Below are 19,831 nucleotides of genomic sequence, written 5' to 3' on the forward strand. Positions count from 1 at the left end.
ATTAAGTTATAATCTTAGCTTGGCATAAAAATCCCATAACACAATTCCGGCAGAGATCACGATATTAAAAGAATGTTTAGTGCCAAACTGAGGTATTTCAATACATTTATCAATTTGCCCCATTACTTCATCGCTGACCCCGTTCACTTCATTCCCAAAGATCAATGCATATTTTTTAGACTGGTCTGGTTTAAAAGTGTTCAGCATAATACTGTCTACGGCTTGTTCAATGGCTATAATTTCATAACCATCTGCTCTTAGCTCTTTAATTGCATCCAGGGTTTCTTCATAATGTACCCAGGCTACAGATTGTGTTGCGCCAATGGCTGTTTTCTCAATCTCACGGTGCGGAGGCTGTGCAGTAATCCCACAAAGAATAATTTTCTCTATAGCAAAACCATCTGCTGTTCTAAAAGCAGACCCCACATTATTCATGCTGCGCACATTATCCAGTATCACAACTACCGGTAGTTTATCCTGTTCTTTAAATTCCTCTATACCTACACGGTTTAATTCAGCTGTCTTTAATTTCTGCATGGCGCAAAAATAGAATTAAATTGTGGTAGCTCCATTGCCAATTTCACTGATATATATAGTTGGCGCATAACCAATGTGTTCTGTATAGTAAGCGGTCAGTTTTTCTCTGAAATCTGCTTCTGCATCTTTTTTCAGCAGCGCTATTGCGCAACCACCAAAACCAGCTCCGGTCATTCTTGCCCCTGTAACTTCAGGATAAGCCGCACAGAATTCTACTACAGTATCCAGTTCTTTACCGGTAACTTCGTACAGGTCTTTCAATGATTGGTGTGAAGCATACATTAACCGGCCAAATTCATCCAGGTCGCCATTATTTAATGCTTTTGCGGCAAGATTTACGCGGTCATTTTCTTTAATAACGTGAGTGGCACGCTTCAGGATAGTCTCATCTTTAATCAAATGGCTGTGCAGCGCAAATTTATCAGCAGTCAGTTCACATAGATTGTTAAGCGTGATTTCCTGATTCAGGGCTTGAAGTGCAGCCTGACATTCAGCTACTCTTTCATTGTATTTAGATTCTGCGAGTTCTCTTGGTTTATTGGTATTGATGATGGTTAAGACATGGTCTCCAAGATTACAGTCCACAATTTTATATTTCAGGGTGTCACAATTCAGTACAATTGCCTTATCTTTTTCCCCGAAAGCAACGGCAAATTGATCCATAATACCACTGTTTACACCAATAAACTCATTTTCTACTTTCTGAGCGAGCTTTACTAATGCTAAACGATCATAATCCAGGCCAAGATAAGCGGTAATTGCATAAGCAGTTACAACTTCTATGGAAGCTGAAGATGATAATCCGGATCCAACTGGAATATTACCAGCATATAAAAGGTCGAAACCTACCGGGATTTGAAAGTTTTTAAGAATTTCATTGAAAACTCCGAGTGGATAATTATACCATCCTGTGCCTTCTTTTTCATAAGCAGATTTTAAAGGGATGACAGCTTCTTCCGGGAAGTTCATACTTTTAAAACGGATTACCTGGTCATTATTTGGTGCAAGACAAAGCCATGTACCGAGCGTAATAGCGCAGGGTAATACTAAACCTCCATTGTAATCAATGTGTTCACCGATCAGATTTACGCGGCCAGGAGTAAAATAAGTTGCGGCCGGTTGCTGGCCGTAGGTATCAAAGAATTTATTGGATAGTTCAGATTTCATTATTGTTTCGTGGTTTGGTTGAACAATGGAACAACAGCTACTCGTCAAAAAACAAATTTAAACTGATTAAATGTTCATCCGGGTTTAAAATTTGCTGGTATTATTTGTAGTATTGTTATTGTAAATATCGACTAATATACGTTTTATGAAAGAAAATCAAATTAGCACCGGGCGATTTATTGATGGCAAAGAAATCTTCGCGGTAGAGTTGACCAACAGTCTTGGAAGCAAGGTGAAAATATATAACTACGGAGCTATTGTAAGTGAGTTTATTGTACAGAATGCGATAGGAGAGCAACAGGATATTGTATTAGGTTTTGATGATATTGATGGCTATCTGAACGAAGACTATGTGTCTAACGATTACCCTTATCTTGGTGTAGTTGTAGGGCGTTATTCTAACCGGATTAAAGATGGGAAATATAGCATTGACGGAGTAGACTATGAAATGGCACAAAGTCTTCATGGCGGTTTAATTGGTTTCGACAAAAAGGTTTGGGACATTTTACCTACGGTAGATCCGAGTTTAACACTTCAGTATGTAAGCCCGGATGGGGAAGAAGGTTTTCCCGGTAAACTTACCGTCCAGCTTACGTTTAAACTGTCTGACGCTAATGAATTAATCCTTGATTACAAAGCGGTTACTGATGCACCTACGGCCCTTAATTTGACACATCATACATATTTCAATTTAAATAAAAATGGAGAAAATATAGCTGATCATTATTTAAGAATCCCTGCTGGTAATTATTTAGCACAGGATAAGGATTATGTAGTTACCGGTGCACTGGTTCCTGTAACAGGTACGCGCCATGATTTTCTGGGTGGTAAGACTATTGGACAGGATTGGGATGCAGCGGAGGGTTACGATCAGAGTTTTGTGCTGGATAAACCTTACGGTGAGTTAGGATTGGCGTCGGAAACTACGGAAACATCTTCAGGATTAAAGCTTGAAGTTTATACCACAGAACCTGTTGCTCATTTTTACACTGCTAAGTATTTAAATACGGCTACTGGTAAAGGGGGAAGGGCATATGGACCATATAGTGCTTTTTGTATAGAGACACAGCATTATCCGAATAGTGTGAATGTTCCGGAATTTCCAACTACAATTTTACGTCCTGGACAGACTTATGCACAAACGACAATTTTCAAAGTAAGTCATACCTAAATAAGAGATCATGGAGCAGTTGAAAATCATTAGTGCTACGGTAAGACCAGGTAGAAAAGGGCCTTTAGTGGCAGAGTGGATTACTGAAATAGCCAAAAAAACGGGTGCTTTTGAGGTTGAATTGATAGACTTAGGTTTATTAAACTTGCCTTTAATGGATGAAGTCAATCATCCTTCAATGCAGAAATATGAGCATGAGCATACCAAACAATGGAGTGCCAAAATTGAAGAAGCTGATGCTTTCATATTTGTAACTGGTGAATATGATTTTGGATATCCTTCGCCTTTAAGAAATGCATTGGAGTATCTATATAAAGAATGGAATTACAAAGCAGCCGGGATAGTGAGTTATGGTGGTATTTCTGCTGGTACAAGAGCCGCTAATGCATTGAAAAATGACCTTAGCACTTTTAAAATCGTACCTTTGTATGAGGCAGTGAATTTTTCTTTCTTCACGGAACTGATTAATGAGGACAATGTTTTCGTACCTCATGAGCGTTCTGAAAAAGCTGCGCAGGTCATGCTAAAAGAATTAGTACGCTGGACAAAGGGGTTAAAATTAATCAAGGCTGACGTATAAAAGGTTAACCTTATAAATGAATATACAATGAAAGTAGATATCTGGTCGGACGTTAATTGTCCGTTTTGTTATATAGGAAAGAGGAAGTTTGAGTTGGCATTGGAACAGTTTGAGCATAAAGATGAAGTTGAGGTAGAATGGCATAGTTTTGAGCTTGACCCAAATGCAGAAACCAAGCCAGGATTGAATGCTTATGATCATCTGGCAGAAAAAAAAGGACAGACCAGGGAGTGGTCAGTACAAATGCATAAACAGGTAGTGGGTGCAGCTGCTGAGGTGGGTTTAAAGTTTGATTTTGATCAGGTTGTAATTGCGAATTCTTTTAACGCGCACAGGTTAATTCAATTGGCTAAAACCAAAGGGCTTGACAATGAAATTGAAGAACAATTATTTATTGCACACTTCACGGAAGGGAAAAATATCGATGATTCTACCATTTTAATTGAAACAGGTAAAGCTGCGGGATTAGATCAGGCTGATATCGAAGCTTTACTATCGGATACTACTTTTACGGAAGAAGTACGTGCAGACGAACAGATTGCACAGCAAATTGGTATCAGCGGAGTTCCTTTTTTTATTATCAATCAAAAATTAGCAGTTTCTGGTGCTCAGCCTCCTGCAACGTTTTTAGGCGCATTGGAACAAGCCTGGACTACGCGTATCTCAGAGGAGCAGCAATCCTAGAAAATGGCTGGCCTTTTAAAAAAATATATAGTGGTATTGCAGCTCATTTTTTGTGCTGCAATACCACTTAAATCAGCTGCTCAGGGTGGTTTATCTCCTGATAACCCAATACAGAGCATTGATAACCGGATCATGATTGATCTTTCTGAACACAGGACTCCGGCGCAAACAAATGTATTTATGTTCTTATCCAGGTATAATAACCTGGTTAATGTAGCAGTTCCTGTGGGTATATTTACTGCTGGTGTAATTGACAATGATAAAGGAACCCGGCAGAATGCAATGTATATTGCCAGCAGTTCTGCTGTTAATTTATTATTGACACTGGTGATTAAAAAAATTGTAAAACGCCCAAGACCTTTTCTGGGGCAAATTAAAATCAATGCGGTTTATCATCCAGGACAAACATCCTTTCCTTCTGGTCACACTTCTTCTGCTTTTACAACGGCAACTGCCTTAACACAGGTTTATCATAAATGGTATGTAATTGCGCCTGCTTATTTATGGGCATCTTCTGTTGGATATTCCAGAATGTATTTGGGTGTCCATTATCCTTCTGATGTAGCAACAGGTGCATTGGTTGGTACCGGTACTTCGCTTTCTATGGGCTTTTTAAGACCCGGACATTAACTGTTTTCTTCAGATACTAATCAGGCTTACCAGGAGTTAAGCTTGTCTCTTTAATCAATAAATTAAATCTTCTGATTGGTTAAATAGAAGAGTTCTAAACAATGTAATTACGTATTGCCTATATTCGCTGCAATTTTAATCGAATATGAAGAAAATGATACCTATGTTGGTTACATTATGTCTGTCTGCGGGTTATGCAACGGCACAAAGTGACACCACAAAAAATTTAAGTGAAGTGATGGTTAGAGAGAACCGTCTGAAACTTCCATTCTCTAAACAAAATCGTAATATCTGGATAATTGACAACCAGCAAATTAAGAATTTGCCTTCAAGGTCGATTAGTGAATTGTTGAGCTATGTTACAGGGGTTGACGTTCGTCAGCGCGGACCTGGTGGGGTACAGGCTGATATCAGTATTGATGGTGGAACTTTTGATCAGACTCTTGTTTTAATCAATGGGGTAAAAGTTTCAGATCCTCAGACGGGACACAATATAATGAATTTACCTATTTCCGTTGACGATATCGATCATATCGAAGTTTTAAGGGGATCTGCATCGCGCATATATGGCACCAATGCTTTAACGGGAGCAATCAACATTGTGACTAAAGCGGTGACCAGAACAGGTGTTTCTGCGAATGTATTTACTGGAAGTAGTTTTAAAAAGGATGAAGTTAGTGGAGATACCTATGCAAATTATGGTATCCGCGCGACCGGGACATTGGCGTTAAAAGAATCCAGTCATTTATTTTCTGCCGGACAGGAAGCTGGAAATGGATATCGCTATAACACTGCTTTTAATAATCAGAAATTCTTTTACGAAGGTAAAGTCAGTGTAGGAAAAACAGATCAACTGGAAATTACCGGTGGTTATATCCATAATAAATTTGGTGCAAATGGTTATTATTCAGCTCCTGGTGATAGGGAAGCCGAAGAAACAGTAAAAACAGCGATTGCAGCAGTGGCTTATAAAACACAGCTGACTTCTTTCTGGAGCCTGATGCCAAGATTGAGTTATAGAAACAATGTTGATGATTATCTATACATCAAACAAACCCCTGATAAATTCCACAATCATCATGTTACCCAGGTATTGAGTGCTGAACTGAACAATAGTTTTCAAACTGGAATCGGTGAATTTGGTCTGGGACTTGAAGCAAGAAAAGAGAAAATCAACAGTACAAACCTGGGCAAGAGAAACAGGGATAATGCAGGTATATATGGAGAATACAAGTTTGACCTGGTAAAGGACCTGTTAGTAAACGTAGGGAGTTACGTGAATTACAATTCTGATTATGGTTGGCAGGCTTTTCCTGGAATTGATGCTGGGTATAACTTTTATGGAAATTGGAAAGTTTTTGTGAATGTTGGAACAGGACAACGCTTACCGACTTTTACTGATCTTTACTACAAAGGGCCAACTAATATTGGAAATGACCAGTTACAGCCAGAAAAATCGCGCTACGCTGAAGGAGGAATTAAATATAATTCTACACATTTTGTCTTAAATGCGAGTTTATTTAAACGCAGGATTACTAATTTCATTGATTGGGTAAAGGACAAAACAACAGATCCATGGCAACCTAAGAATTTTAGTGAACTGAATACTATGGGATATACGCTAAGTGCAGATTATAATACCGGAGCACTGGAGAATTCTGCTTTCAATAGCTTAAGATTTGGTTTGGCTTATACGAATCTTAACCCTAAGGTCAAAACAACCTTACTTGAAGCCAATATCTCCCGTTATGCTGTAGAATCTTTGAAAAATCAATTGACCGCTACTGTCAATGCGGAGTTTTTGAAAGTAATGGCTTTAACTGTAACAGCAAGGTATTGTGAACGGATCAGTTATAAAGATTATACGGTAATGGATGCAAGATTGAGTTATAAATTAAAGCGCAGCAGTATTTATGCAGATGCTTCTAACATCTTTGATGTGAACTTTATACAGGCTGGAGCAGTCCCTATGCCCGGTGTATGGGCGACATTGGGTTATAAAATTGCTTTATAGCATTTTTATTTATTTCTTATTCTATGGTAAGATGCAGGGAGATTATTGGAAGTAAATTTGTATAACAAACCAAAAGAATAAGAATATGGCACAAACAGTTTTGCATACTGCAGCCTCAAGAGGCGGAGCAGATCACGGATGGTTAAAAAGTTATCACACTTTTAGCTTTGCGAGTTACTATAATCCTGAAAGAGTTAATTTTGGTGCATTAAGAGTTTTGAATGATGATGCAGTAGATGGGGGAAGAGGTTTTGGAGAACATCCACATGACAATATGGAAATTATTTCTATCCCTTTATCAGGGGCATTAGAACATAAAGATAGCATGGGTAATATCGGAACTATTGAACCGGGTGAGATCCAGGTCATGAGTGCAGGAACCGGAATGTACCATACAGAATATAATAAGAACAAAGATCAGAGAGTTAAATTTTTGCAGATCTGGGTATTCCCGAATAAAAGGAATGTAGAACCAAGGTATGATCAGGTAAAAATTGATACTCCTGAAAAACCAAATACTTTGGTACAGATTTTATCGCCAAATCCAGAGGATGCTGGTGTATGGATTCATCAGGATGCCTGGTTTAATCTAGGAAAACTGGAAAAAGGAAGCCAGATCACTTATTCTTTGCAGAAAAAAGGAAATGGTGCTTATATCTTTGTTTTGGAAGGTGATATTGAGATCAATGGTCAGCCATTGTCTGCAAGAGATGGCTTTGGTATCTGGGATACTGATAGTTTCTCTATAGAAGCATCAGCAGCTGCTGAATTTTTAATTATGGATGTTCCTATGGAATTCTAATTATGGAAAATAGGACAGAGATTTTAGTCGTTGGTACGCATGAAGATATTTTAAAGACTATACTCAGGTTATTGAATGCAGAAAATGCATGGTATGCTGAGGGTGTTTTGGGATGTGAAGAAGCTATTGCGAAATGTAAATCTCATGCTTACGCTATAGTATTGCTTGGTGGTGGATTAGCTGAGCCTGAAGAGGCAAGACTGAAGACGGAAATCAAAAAGATACATCCGGCAATACATATTATTCCGCATTATGGTGGTGGGAGCGGCCTACTTTATGCAGAAATTCATAGTGCATTGGGTACCAGAACTTAAACCAGATGCTATAAATCATAAAAAAACCGGCAATCTGCCGGTTTTTTTATGATTTATATTCTAACCAGAATAAATTAAGCGTTCTCTATATCACTTCTTACAGTGCTCGCTTTATCTTTAATTTCTTCTTTAGCATCGTTGATATCATCTTTTGCATCGTTGAACTTAGATTTTACAGTTTCTACTGCTCTATCTTTCAAATCAACAAGTTCATCAGCTCCGTTTTGCAATTTCTCACCGTAAGTCTGGTATTTATTTTTTGCAGTGTCAGCTATTTGGTCCGCACCGTCTTTTAGCTTTTCTTTATAGGTCTGCAGTTTATCTTTTGCATTGTCTGCAAGATCTTTAGTTTTATCTGCTAACAGGTTCCTGGTTTCTGATCCGCTGCTTGGTGCAAATAATACGCCTAAGGCTGCCCCAACTGCTAATCCAGCTAATAAAGCTACAACAACAGGAGTTTTATCAGTTTGCTTGCCTAAGTGGTCATTAATTAATTTTTTGTAATCCATGGTAATTAGTTTTTTTATGATTAAACTGTATTAATTTCAAGTTGGTAAACAAGTTTGTTGTAATTATGCTTACAGTTTATACTGTTCAAAAACCAGTCCATTTTGGATATTTTCGAAAAATAAATAATATAAAAGCTTTTAACTTGCTGGCAGCATCAAATCACACAAAAAAAACGGCCCTCTGATGAATCAGAAGGCCGCTATCATATAAGGTTGAACTGTTAGCTTTCAGAAGCAACAGATTTTCCAACTGTTTCAATGGACAATACACCATCTCCTTCAATTAAAAAGCAAATCAAACCGGCAAGAACCAGGCAGGAAAGCCAGAATTCTGAATAAGGCCTGAATATTTGTTGCTGTGGGAAGTTAACATAAAAGACGGCCACCATTAATATTGGGATAATTAACAGACAAAACAGCCTTGTATGTGTCCCTAACGCTATTAGCAAACCGCCAATAATATGAAGTGCTATGATTAAATGTGCTATTAAACTGATGGAGACCGCTGTACCCAAACCCGAATCTTCCATCAGGACGGTAAATGCGTGTAAATTGAGTGCGAATGCAACTCCTTTCCAGATCAGTGTTATGCCTAAAACTATTCTAAGATAGTCCAGCCATTTTGGATGGTGGTGATCCCCCCAGTCCTGAATTTTTGATAGTAGGTTCATCATGATGTTATATTTTGGTTATATCAATATACGGAATAATGTCTTGTATATCAAGTTATAGAAGGTTAATTATATTGCTTTTGTAACCTCTGGATTAATATGCCCGATAACAGATTAAATTAAATAAATTTGTATCCTTATAAATTATAAATGATCGAGCCCACATTATATTACGAAACCATCAATAGGAACGCAGTCCTGATCAAAGCGAAAAAACCATTTTATGATTGGATTAACTATGTAGATCCTGAATTTCCTGTAATAGATAATGATGAGGGAACTGTATATCTGATCAAGGAACAGAAAACAAAAGCCAAAATAGAAAGCTGGTTAAAGAAAAACTTTGATCAGCTATTTAAAAATGAACTCAGAGACTATCATACGGATGAGAATGACTGGCCTCAGAAACGTACTTATAAAGTTTTCCAGGAATGGTTTACTGTTGAAATATCCTCAATGATCGTTGATCTTCAAGATACGGAGATTGTAAAAAATTAAGCTATTGTGTGATCCTTTCTTTAATTCGCTTAACAATCGTTATTATTGAAATATGAACTCCAAAGATCAGCTTAATCCGGAACAGCAACGCCTCACCAGTCATTATAATCAAGAAGCTAACTGGCTTAAGTGGGGCCCTTATGTGTCTGACCGTCAATGGGGAACAGTTAGAGAAGATTATAGTTCTAATGGAGAAGTATGGGACTATACAACCCATGATTCAGCAAGGAGTAAAGCCTATCGCTGGGGTGAGGACGGAATAGGTGGTTTTAGTGATGACCAGCAAAATATATGTATTGGACTGGCGCTTTGGAATGGTAAGGATGCTATTCTTAAAGAGCGTCTGTTTGGCCTGACCAATGGCCAGGGAAATCATGGAGAGGATGTAAAAGAGTTATACTATCACCTGGATAGCAGCCCTACACACAGCTACATGAAAATGCTGTATAAATATCCTTTTCAAGCTTTTCCTTATGAATTGCTCTTGAGTGAAAATGCGAAGAGGAGCAAAACAGAATCAGAATATGAATTGATTGACACTGGTTTGTTCGATCATGATGAATACGGGGATGTTTTTATTGAATATGCTAAAAATAAAGAAGAAGACCTGCTGATTAAATATACTGTATTTAACAGAAGTGCTGCTCCGGTAACGCTCGATGTAATTCCTCAGATCTGGTATCGGAATACTTGGTTTGATGGACAACATGGAGCTAAACCTGAAATCCTGAACCAGGGTAATCACACCCTGCTTTTAAGGTCTGATCCTATTGGAGATTACCATTGTTATGCAGATGGTAATCCGAAATTTCTTTTTACAGATAATGAAACCAATAACCAACGTCTGTATCAATCTGATAATGTGAGCCGTTATGTGAAAGACGGAATTAATGAGTATATCGTTAATGGAAATCAAAATGCAGTTAATCCTGATAATTTAGGAACAAAGGCAGGTATATGGTATCATCTAACTATTCCTGCTGGTGAAAGCAGCACAATCAGAATCAGGTTTAGCAAGAATAAAATAGCGCAGCCTTTTAACGATTTTGAGGATATCTTTTCCCTTCGTTTGCAAGAGACCGACACTTTTTATGCAGTTAAACAAGCTGACAGCACTAATGCAGATGAAAAGTCTATGCAGCGTCAGGCTTGGGCTGGAATGTTCTGGAACAAGCAGTTTTACAGTTTTGATGTGAATAGGTGGTTGAATGGTGATGCAGGACAACCCGCTCCACCTAAACAAAGAAGAACTGGCAGAAATTCACACTGGAAACATTTTGTGGCTAATGATATTCTTTCTATGCCGGATAAGTGGGAATATCCATGGTTTGCAGCATGGGATCTTGCTTTTCATTGTATCAGCTTTGCGCCTTTAGATCCTGATTTTGCAAAAGAACAGTTAAGATTAATGGTTAGTGCCAATTACATGCATCCAAGCGGGCAATTGCCTGCTTATGAATGGGATTTTGGCGATGTAAACCCGCCGGTCCATGCGATGGCAACCTGGCATGTATATCTTGCAGATAAGGCAGTTAAGGGTAAAGGAGATATTGATTTCCTGGTAGAGGTTTTCAATAAACTACTGCTCAATTTTACCTGGTGGGTAAATCAGAAAGATAGTGAAGGAAATAATATTTTTGAGGGTGGTTTTCTTGGTCTTGACAATATCGGGGTATTTAACCGGAGTCAGCCAGTACCTGGTGGCGGTTTTCTGGAACAGGCTGACGGAACTAGCTGGATGGCCATGTATGCCTTGAATATGCTGCAAATCAGTATGGAGCTTTCACTTCATTTTGATGTATTTGAAAGTATGGCTATCAAATTTTCTGAACACTTTTTATATATCGCGGGTTCAATTTCTAATATGGGAGAGGATGCGATAGGTTTGTGGGATGAAGAAGATGGTTTTTATTATGATATGCTAAGAAAACCAGATGGATCTGCTGACAGACTGCGCCTGAGAAGCTTGGTGGGGCTGATTCCTATGTTTGCCCAGATTGTATTTGATGAGCGCAAGTGGGGTAAACTGCCAAAATTAAAGGAGCGTCTGGAGTGGTTTATGCTCCAAAGGCCTGATTTGGTTCAACTGGTAAGCCATTGGACAGATACTAAAGGGAGTGACCAGCATTTACTTTCGCTGTTAAGAGGCCATCGGATGAAATTATTACTGAAACGCATGCTGGATCCGAATGAATTTCTTTCAGATTATGGTATCCGATCTGTTTCTAAAGCTTATTGTGCCTATCCTTTTAATTATCAACTGGATGGCATGGATTATACCGTGAAATATATCCCTGCTGAAAGCGATTCTGGCATGTTTGGCGGGAATAGTAATTGGAGAGGCCCCATGTGGATGCCTGTCAATTACCTGATTATTGAATCTCTTAAAAATTTCCAGGAATATTACACTGATGATTTTAAAGTGGAATGTCCAACTGGTTCCGGCGAGTTTCTAAGTCTTAAAGAAATCGCGGCTTTATTAAGTAAAAGGTTAAAGTGCATTTTTCTGAAAAATGAGGCTGGTGAACGACCCGTATCGGGTGGGAACCCTAAGTTTAACCATGACCCGCATTTTAAAGATTATATATTATTCCATGAATATTTCAATGGGGATAATGGCAAAGGGCTTGGCGCTAGTCATCAGACTGGCTGGACAGGCTTGATTGCTCTTCTTTAGTTCTTTATTTTCAACCTTTACGCTCCATAATTTATGGCTGTTGCCTATAAAAGAATCGTTGTTAAAATCGGTTCAAATGTCCTCACACAAGCTGATGGATTACCAGATAATGCACGGATTGAACACCTTGTCGCACAAATTATCAGTCTAAAAAAAGCTGGCATTGCGGTAGTTGTAGTTTCTTCTGGCGCTGTAGCTGCTGGCAGAAGTATGATCGGTATATCTGAAAAACAGGATGCCGTTGCAGCAAGACAGCTTTTAGCTTCTATTGGACAAATTAAGCTGATTAATACTTATTTGTCCCTGTTTGAGAAGCAACAGATGCTTTGTTCACAGGTATTGGTCACTAAGGAAGACTTTCGTGACCGGAAACACTATTTAAATATTAAAAACTGCCTTTCTATCTTATTGAAACACCAGGTTATTCCAATTATCAATGAAAACGATGTTGTATCCGTTACTGAGTTGATGTTTACAGATAATGATGAGCTGGCAGGGCTGGTAGCTTCTATGTTAGAGGCAGATGCATTGATTATCCTTTCTAATGTAGATGGTATTTATAACGGAGATCCAAAATCACCAGGCTCCAGTGTAATCAGAGAAATCAAAAAGGATGATGCTATTGGTTCTTTCATAAATACGACTAAATCTGGGTTAGGAAGAGGTGGAATGGTCACTAAATTAGGGATGGCACAGAAAGTCGCAAAACTGGGTATTCCGGTTTATATTGCCAATGGCACGCGAAACAATATTCTGACTGATTTAATAGCTCAAAAGGTGGATCATACCTATTTTGTACCGGAAAAGAATACTTCGGGAAAGAAAAAGTGGATTGCACATTCTGAGCATTCTGCCACAGGAAGTGTTCAGCTGAATAAAGGAGCTGCAGAAGCACTGATTTCTGGTCAGGCCCGCAGTTTATTGCCAATTGGGATAACAGAAATCCTGTCTTCATTTCAAAAAGGGGATATTATCCGCTTACTGGATGAGCATGGAAAGCTGATCGGTTTGGGAATAGCAGATTACGGTTCTGATAAAGCGAAAGAAAGAATAGGACAAAAGGGACATAAATCTTTAGTTCATTATAATTATTTTTATGCTGTAAGCTAATACAGTAAATTCCGGCGAAACAACATACCGGTTCTAAACGAAAAGGAAATGGAATACCAGTTATATTTTGAAAATGCTTTAAAAGCGAGCCGTACTTTATGCCGTTTAGATCAAATGGCGGTTAATGAAATCCTAAAAGATCTTGCTGCACATGTGAAACTGTTTACGGAAGACATCTTGTTTGCAAATGATCTTGATCTAAAGCGGATGTCTGCAGAGGACCCCAAGTATGACCGGTTAAAGCTAACCAGAGAAAGGTTAACTGATATTGCACAGGAAATATTAAATGTGGCTCAACTGGAAAGCCCGCTTGCAGAAGTTATAGAGGCAAATACGCTTCCAAACGGTTTACATTTGTCTAAGATCAGAGTCCCTTTAGGAGTGATCGGTGTTATTTATGAGGCCAGGCCTAATGTGACTTTAGATGTTTTCTCACTTTGCTTTAAAACAGGGAATGTAGCGGTATTAAAAGGAGGAAGTGATGCTGAGTTTTCTAACCAGGCTTTAATTAAAATCATTCATCAGGTACTGCTCAAACATGACGTGGATATTCACGTTGCGGTACTACTGCCGTCAGAAAGAGAAGCAACTGCTGCACTTTTAAATGCAACAGGCTTTGTGGATGTTTTGATCCCAAGAGGTAGTCAGGCGCTGATCAGCTATGTCCGCGAAAATAGCAATGTTCCTGTCATTGAAACGGGGGCGGGGATAGTCCATACTTATTTTGATTTATCGGGGGACAAAGAAAAAGGAAAGGCAATTATTTTTAATGCTAAAACCAGAAGAGTAAGTGTTTGTAATGCATTGGACTGTCTGCTGGTCCACGCCGCACGCCTGGATGATCTTTATACTTTAGTTGCACCTTTGGCAGCGAAATCTGTTCATATTTATGCGGATACTGAAGCCTTCGAAGCTTTAGAAGAACTATACCCTGAACATTTATTGCACCATTCGAGTCCTGAGGATTTTGGAACAGAGTTTCTGGATTATAAAATGGCCATTAAAACTGTAGAAAACCTGGAAAGCGCTTTATCGCATATCGCGCGTTATAGCTCTAAACATAGTGAAGCTATAATTGCTGAGGATGAAAATCAATTGCTTACATTTCTGAATGTTGTAGATGCAGCTGCGGTTTATGCAAATGCCTCGACTGCTTTTACCGACGGCGGGCAGTTTGGCCTTGGTGCTGAAATTGGGATTAGTACGCAGAAACTTCATGCGAGAGGTCCAATGGGACTTAAAGAATTGACAAGTTATAAATGGGTAGTGAGGGGTGACGGACAGATTCGCTGATTTTCAGCATATTTTTTTAGTAAAAAGACCTGATCCTGACAATTCTAACTCAAAATCGAGGCAGAATCAGGATCAATTTTATGTTTTATCAGATACTGGTAAAAATATTACTTATTAAATTGAAATTTAGGGCTCTTTTCCCGGTCATTATATTAATTTTGTGGCCGATATAAAGAGAATAAATTATCTATCCTTTCATGACCAGTAAAAGTACTAATTCAGATAAAGCAGTTGACGTTGTGTTAATTGGCGCCGGTATTATGAGCGCAACACTTGGTGTACTACTCAAGGAACTCTCACCGGATTTAACCATACAAATTTTTGAACGGCTTGATGTCGCGGCAGCAGAAAGTTCTGATGCCTGGAATAATGCAGGAACGGGCCACTCGGCCTTTTGTGAATTAAATTATACCCCTCAATTAGCAGATGGTACAGTAGAAACTGATAAGGCTGTAGCTATTGCTGAATCTTTTGAAGTATCGAAACAATTCTGGTCATTCCTGGTACAGAATAAATTGGTTAGTTCTCCTGAAACTTTCATTAAAAGTATTCCGCATATGAGTTTTGTATGGGGAGCGGAGAATGTTGCCTTTTTGAATAAACGTTTTAATAATTTGCAAGAATGCGAATTGTTTAAGGAGATGACTTATTCTGAAAATCCTGAACAACTGGCAGAATGGATGCCTTTGGTGATGGAAGGAAGAAACCCTGAAGAAAAAGTAGCTGCTACAAGGATGATGCTGGGTACAGATGTAAATTTTGGTGCTTTGACCAGAATGATGCTGACCACTTTGCAAAGTAAGCCTGATGTAGCAATGGATTTCAACCAGGAAGTACGTAAACTGAAACAGAAAGATGGTTTATGGGAAGTTAAAGTGAAAGATGAAGAAACTGGTAAAAGAAAAACAGTAAAAGCTAAGTTTGTTTTTATTGGTGCTGGTGGTGGTTCTCTACCTTTATTAGAGAAATCTGATATTCCTGAAGGAAAAGGTTTTGGCGGTTTTCCGGTTAGCGGACAATGGTTAAAATGTGTTAATCCGGCTGTAATTGAGCATCATCATGCTAAAGTTTATGGTAAGGCATCAGTAGGGGCTCCTCCAATGTCTGTCCCTCATTTGGATACCAGGATGATCGATGGTAAAAAAGCATTACTTTTTGGCCCTTATGCAGGATTCTCTACGCGCTTTCTGAAAAATGGTTCTTTACTTGATCTGCCACTTTCTATCAAAGCAAATAATATCCGTCCAATGATTGCAGCAGGTCTTGATAATCTGCCATTGACAAAATATCTGATAGATCAGGTCAGACAATCTCCTGAAGATCGTATGGAAGCATTGAGAGAATATCTTCCCGCTGCTGAAATGAAAGACTGGGAATTAGAAACAGCTGGTCAGCGTGTGCAGGTTATTAAAAAGGATGAAAAACATGGTGGTATCCTTGAATTTGGTACCGAAGTAGTTGCTGCGGGCGATGGCTCAATTGCTGCTTTATTGGGCGCTTCGCCAGGTGCTTCAACTGCTGTATCTATCATGATCACCCTGATGAAGCGTTGTTTTAAAGAAGAAATGGAAAGCGAAGAATGGCAAACCAAGCTTAAGCAAATGATTCCTTCGTATGGCAAAACTTTAAGTAACGATTCACAACTTTGCAGAAATATCCGTGCTCAGACTACACATGCACTTAATCTTCAAATTACTGAGTAGGCTGATGTTTCCATCGCTTATGACTCCATAACCAGTAAGCAGGCTCGTCTTCAATTAGTTTTTCTAACAGGCGGGTATGCTTCTGGGTTATTTCATTTATAGGGGTTTCGGCGGGATTAGGGCATATAGGCATGCACTCCACTTCATAATATCCTCTTCTTACTTTTGTAAGCTGAATATAAAACACTGGTCTCTTTGTTTTTATAGCAATTTTCTCCATTCCCTGCTGAACTGAAGTTTGTTGATTCAGAAAGGAAGTCCAGTAATGAGATTCACTTTTTGGCGGTGCCTGATCATTACCAAATAAAAACATAGTCGGTTTTTCTTTAGTTTCTGTCAATACCCTTAGGGTTTGACGCATGGGTACCACTTTATTTCCAAACCTGGTCCTTATTCTTTGAAAGAAAGCATCGAAGACTTTATTGGATAATGGTTTATAAATTGCATAAGTATCGCATTTCAACACAAGCCCGATTGATAAAGCCCCCCATTCCCAATTCCCATAATGACCTGAACAGGCCAGTACACTTTCTCCACGTTCAAAATATGCATTAATAAGGTCAATATTCTTAAACTTAAAGCGTCTGCGCAGTTGGCCGCTGGAAATAGAAGCCATTTTAATAATTTCAAAAATAAGGCCCGACAAGTATTTATAGAATTCTTTTTCTATAGCCAGAAGCTCTTCTTCTCCTTTTTCCGGGAAAGAATTTTTAAGATTTAACCTGACTACAGCTTTGCGGTATCCTAATACGTAGTAAACCAATAAATATACAAAATCGGAAATTACATAGAGTACTGGTAAGGGCAACAAAGAGAGCACGTAAATAAAAAAAATTGCTAGGTAAGAGGCGGCCTTTTTTAACATTAAAATTGATTAAGGTACAAACTTAATTTTTTTTCCTCCTTCTTAGGTTACATTTTTTTAGAAATTCAGCAGTTTATCCGTTAATTTAAGTTTAGCAGAACGTATTTTAAACCGGCTCCTCGATTTTATTCTCCGGAAACCGGTTTATTCACTTAAAAAAAGAATCCGGTGTCAGTAATAATATCATCAAGTACTACATAACTTTCAAGAGCCTGTACATTTTTGATGTTGGCTATGTTTCTTTGTATACTTGAAAAGGATGTATTATCGGTGGTGACAATCTTTAGCTTCATGTTATATTCTCCAGTAATTGCACAGCATTCACAAACCTCTTTAATCCTGGAAATATCTTCTTTGAATGTATTGATGATTTCATCAGAACAATGACTCAGTTTGAGATGAATATAAGCCAGCACTTCTTGTTTTAATTTTCTGCGGCTCAGTACTGCTACTGATGTTAGAATATAACCCTCTGTCTTTAATTTATTGATACGGTCACTAATAGTCGTAGTTGATCTGTTTAAAACCCCGGCAATCTGTTTGTGCGGACGTGAATTATCCCCTTGTAAAAGTTTAAGAATAGAAATATCTATTCTGTCAAGCTTCTTCTCCATAATTATTGTTTTTGTAATTCGTGAATATAGGGCATTAATGTTTAATTAATTAAATATGTTAATCTTAAATAAACATTTTGTTGTACGGTTAATCGTTTATTAAATAGTCCTGAACTGGATTATATCCGGCTCACATTCATATAAACGTTAATTTATCGGATTAATAGCGTCAACTTTCTTTATTCGATTCTTATATACAACTTTACTCAATAACCTAAATATATGCGAGAACTAAAGATTGAGTATGCCATCACTGGCAGAGACATGGAATCCCTTAATATATATCTTCTGGAAGTAGGCCGGATACCATTGCTGACTATTGATGAGGAAGTCCGGCTCGCTATAAGAGTCATGGACGGAGATCAGGCTGCGCTGGATTGTTTAGTAAAAACCAACCTGAGGTTTGTAATTTCAGTAGCAAAACAATATCAGCACCGCGGGCTGAGTCTTGGAGACTTAATCAATGAAGGGAATCTGGGTTTGATTAAAGCCGCTTCGCGCTTTGACAATACCAAAGGATTCAGATTTATTTCATTTGCAGTATGGTGGATCAGACAAGCTATAATGCTCGCCATTTCCCAGCAGACGCGTATTATTCGTTTACCAATAAATATGATCAACTCTATTACTAAAATAAATGGTACTATATCCTGTTTGGAACAGCGTTTGGAACGTCTGCCAACCGCTGATGAAATTGCGGGAGAAATGGACATTAAAACTCAGCAGGTAGCCGGCTATTTAAGTAAGGTACGCAGGTGTATGTCATTGGATGAAATCTTAAAACCCGACTTTAGCAATACATTACTGGAAGTAACACCAGCTCATCAGCCTTATCCTGATCATTTACTTATTCTCGATTCCGATAGAATAGAAGCCAGTCAGCTTTTAAAGATTTTAACCCGGAGAGAAGAAAAGGTGCTGAGTTTATTTTTTGGTTTAGAAGGAGTGCACCCGCTGTCACTCGATGATATTGCATTGATTTTCAAATTAAGCAGGGAGCGTATCAGGCAGTTAAAAGATGGTGGAATAAAAAAACTGAGATTAAAGCTCCACAAAGGAAAAGTCTATCATAAAACCAGAAATTCATAAATCAGAAGAAAGAGAACTTATGCCATATTTATATTTAGCAGAAAGCTATAATGAACTTGATTTGCTAACCAAATTAGTCTATAAAATAGAAAACATTGAGAGGCCTCTAAAGGAACTGAATGAAGAAAATTATCTTTTAACTGAATTACAGCGGATCAGATTTTCAGCTTCCAGAGATATTCTGATTTTTGGGAGCCATGCTGACAAATATTTAAACTTCCATCTTTGTCAGGTTTATGGCTTACATATACGGATAATAGATATACTGAAGTATTTAGATGATAAATTGTATCTATCTGAACGGGAAGCGTACCTATACAAACATTGCAAGATAATTCATTTAGAAATGGGTAGCCTGGCTGTATTTTATGAAAGACTTGGCAAAATGATTGTTGGAACTTAAAACAGGTAAATCAAACTATAATGAAATGATTTACCTGCGCATCAAAGTGGTTTAACTTGCGTATGCAAACTGTTTAACTTCTTGTCCCAGGCGCTAAACAAAGGCTGGGACCGGTGAGTTAGGGTCATTTCCCTGTATTTGATTACTTCTTATTTGCGAAGGGTCAGTTGGTTTTGCAGGATAGGTATCTTTAATGCCCTTTACGGCTTCATACATCAGGAAACCTCCCAAAAAGGTTTCTTGTAAACCTATTACCGGATGCTTATAAAAACACCTGATACCCCTTTGAAAAATATAAGCGCCGGCTATAATTGATACCAGCCTTTTGGCTGTACCCAGATTTTCTGCATTATTAGTTGTCAAAATCTTCTTAGCGGCTAAAATGGTTAAGTTATGAGTGATTTTGTTTAACATGTTTTTCTTTATTGTTTCTATATGAATTCAACATTTGTGCCACCTTTTTGTTTTGTAATCCTGGGAAATCCTAAACTTTTCAGTTG

The 19,831-nt window shown here is 38.2% G+C and carries 21 protein-coding genes; 14 read left to right on the plus strand and 7 right to left on the minus strand.

From position 1 onward, the window contains the following. Positions 1-6: 6 nt before the first annotated feature. Positions 7-537, minus strand: a complete 531-nt coding sequence (locus AY601_RS06870; RefSeq protein WP_068398353.1) for an RNA methyltransferase — start codon at positions 535-537, stop codon at positions 7-9. 15 nt (positions 538-552) lie between these two features. Next, entirely contained in the window at positions 553-1,704 is a 1,152-nt protein-coding gene (locus AY601_RS06875; RefSeq protein ID WP_068398356.1) for a galactokinase, read from the minus strand. Positions 1,705-1,849: 145 nt separating this feature from the next. On the opposite strand from AY601_RS06875, the gene AY601_RS06880 reads away from it, so the two are divergent. The 7 genes from AY601_RS06880 to AY601_RS06910 all read left to right on the plus strand — a co-directional run bounded on the left by AY601_RS06880 (position 1,850) and on the right by AY601_RS06910 (position 7,899). Continuing rightward, the gene (locus AY601_RS06880) at positions 1,850-2,875 is read left to right on the plus strand and encodes an aldose epimerase family protein (RefSeq protein ID WP_068398359.1); all 1,026 of its coding nucleotides are present in this window, start codon (positions 1,850-1,852) and stop codon (positions 2,873-2,875) included. A gap of 10 nt (positions 2,876-2,885) precedes the next feature. Then, entirely contained in the window at positions 2,886-3,455 is a 570-nt protein-coding gene (locus AY601_RS06885) for an NADPH-dependent FMN reductase (protein WP_068398362.1), read from the plus strand. A 27-nt stretch (positions 3,456-3,482) separates the two neighbouring features. Further along, entirely contained in the window at positions 3,483-4,139 is a 657-nt protein-coding gene (locus tag AY601_RS06890) for a DsbA family oxidoreductase (protein ID WP_068398365.1), read from the plus strand. A 3-nt stretch (positions 4,140-4,142) separates the two neighbouring features. After that, positions 4,143-4,769: a phosphatase PAP2 family protein gene (locus AY601_RS06895; RefSeq protein WP_068398368.1), complete on the plus strand. Its 627-nt coding sequence runs from the start codon at positions 4,143-4,145 to the stop codon at positions 4,767-4,769. A 145-nt stretch (positions 4,770-4,914) separates the two neighbouring features. Next, a complete protein-coding gene (locus tag AY601_RS06900; protein ID WP_068398371.1) occupies positions 4,915-6,783 on the plus strand; it encodes a TonB-dependent receptor plug domain-containing protein in 1,869 nt (622 codons plus the stop codon). 85 nt (positions 6,784-6,868) lie between these two features. After that, entirely contained in the window at positions 6,869-7,585 is a 717-nt protein-coding gene (locus AY601_RS06905; protein ID WP_068398374.1) for a pirin family protein, read from the plus strand. Positions 7,586-7,587: 2 nt separating this feature from the next. After that, the gene (locus tag AY601_RS06910; RefSeq protein WP_068398377.1) at positions 7,588-7,899 is read left to right on the plus strand and encodes a hypothetical protein; all 312 of its coding nucleotides are present in this window, start codon (positions 7,588-7,590) and stop codon (positions 7,897-7,899) included. A gap of 74 nt (positions 7,900-7,973) precedes the next feature. Here AY601_RS06910 and AY601_RS06915 read toward each other — a convergent pair whose 3' ends face one another. After that, positions 7,974-8,408, minus strand: coding sequence for a YtxH domain-containing protein (locus AY601_RS06915; RefSeq protein ID WP_068398380.1), 435 nt, complete (start codon positions 8,406-8,408; stop codon positions 7,974-7,976). Positions 8,409-8,629: 221 nt separating this feature from the next. After that, positions 8,630-9,082 (minus strand): DoxX family protein, encoded by a 453-nt coding sequence (locus AY601_RS06920; protein WP_232324711.1) that lies wholly within the window; start codon positions 9,080-9,082, stop codon positions 8,630-8,632. Between the two features lie 147 nt (positions 9,083-9,229). Here AY601_RS06920 and AY601_RS06925 point away from each other — a divergent pair, with 147 nt between their 5' ends. The 5 genes from AY601_RS06925 to AY601_RS06945 all read left to right on the plus strand — a co-directional run bounded on the left by AY601_RS06925 (position 9,230) and on the right by AY601_RS06945 (position 16,360). Beyond that, entirely contained in the window at positions 9,230-9,577 is a 348-nt protein-coding gene (locus tag AY601_RS06925; protein ID WP_068398386.1) for a hypothetical protein, read from the plus strand. A 52-nt stretch (positions 9,578-9,629) separates the two neighbouring features. Beyond that, positions 9,630-12,254 (plus strand): MGH1-like glycoside hydrolase domain-containing protein, encoded by a 2,625-nt coding sequence (locus AY601_RS06930; protein WP_068398389.1) that lies wholly within the window; start codon positions 9,630-9,632, stop codon positions 12,252-12,254. Positions 12,255-12,287: 33 nt separating this feature from the next. Further along, positions 12,288-13,364, plus strand: coding sequence for a glutamate 5-kinase (gene proB / locus AY601_RS06935; RefSeq protein ID WP_068398392.1), 1,077 nt, complete (start codon positions 12,288-12,290; stop codon positions 13,362-13,364). A gap of 48 nt (positions 13,365-13,412) precedes the next feature. Continuing rightward, positions 13,413-14,657, plus strand: coding sequence for a glutamate-5-semialdehyde dehydrogenase (locus AY601_RS06940; protein WP_068398395.1), 1,245 nt, complete (start codon positions 13,413-13,415; stop codon positions 14,655-14,657). 197 nt (positions 14,658-14,854) lie between these two features. Next, positions 14,855-16,360, plus strand: a complete 1,506-nt coding sequence (locus AY601_RS06945) for a malate:quinone oxidoreductase (protein ID WP_068398398.1) — start codon at positions 14,855-14,857, stop codon at positions 16,358-16,360. Here the strand turns inward: AY601_RS06945 and AY601_RS06950 are convergent. Both AY601_RS06950 and AY601_RS06955 read right to left on the minus strand, forming a co-directional pair. Continuing rightward, positions 16,350-17,225, minus strand: coding sequence for a lysophospholipid acyltransferase family protein (locus tag AY601_RS06950; protein WP_068398402.1), 876 nt, complete (start codon positions 17,223-17,225; stop codon positions 16,350-16,352). The genes AY601_RS06945 and AY601_RS06950 overlap by 11 nt on opposite strands. A gap of 152 nt (positions 17,226-17,377) precedes the next feature. Further along, positions 17,378-17,839, minus strand: a complete 462-nt coding sequence (locus tag AY601_RS06955; RefSeq protein WP_068398405.1) for an Lrp/AsnC family transcriptional regulator — start codon at positions 17,837-17,839, stop codon at positions 17,378-17,380. A 222-nt stretch (positions 17,840-18,061) separates the two neighbouring features. Between AY601_RS06955 and AY601_RS06960 the strand changes: the two genes are divergently transcribed. Both AY601_RS06960 and AY601_RS06965 read left to right on the plus strand, forming a co-directional pair. Next, entirely contained in the window at positions 18,062-18,928 is an 867-nt protein-coding gene (locus AY601_RS06960; RefSeq protein ID WP_068398408.1) for a sigma-70 family RNA polymerase sigma factor, read from the plus strand. A gap of 19 nt (positions 18,929-18,947) precedes the next feature. After that, a complete protein-coding gene (locus AY601_RS06965; protein ID WP_068398411.1) occupies positions 18,948-19,331 on the plus strand; it encodes a hypothetical protein in 384 nt (127 codons plus the stop codon). A gap of 93 nt (positions 19,332-19,424) precedes the next feature. Here AY601_RS06965 and AY601_RS06970 read toward each other — a convergent pair whose 3' ends face one another. Continuing rightward, positions 19,425-19,745, minus strand: coding sequence for a hypothetical protein (locus AY601_RS06970; RefSeq protein WP_068398414.1), 321 nt, complete (start codon positions 19,743-19,745; stop codon positions 19,425-19,427). Positions 19,746-19,831: the final 86 nt, after the last annotated feature.

It is taken from the genome of Pedobacter cryoconitis (assembly GCF_001590605.1).
GTDB lineage: Bacteria > Bacteroidota > Bacteroidia > Sphingobacteriales > Sphingobacteriaceae > Pedobacter > Pedobacter cryoconitis_A.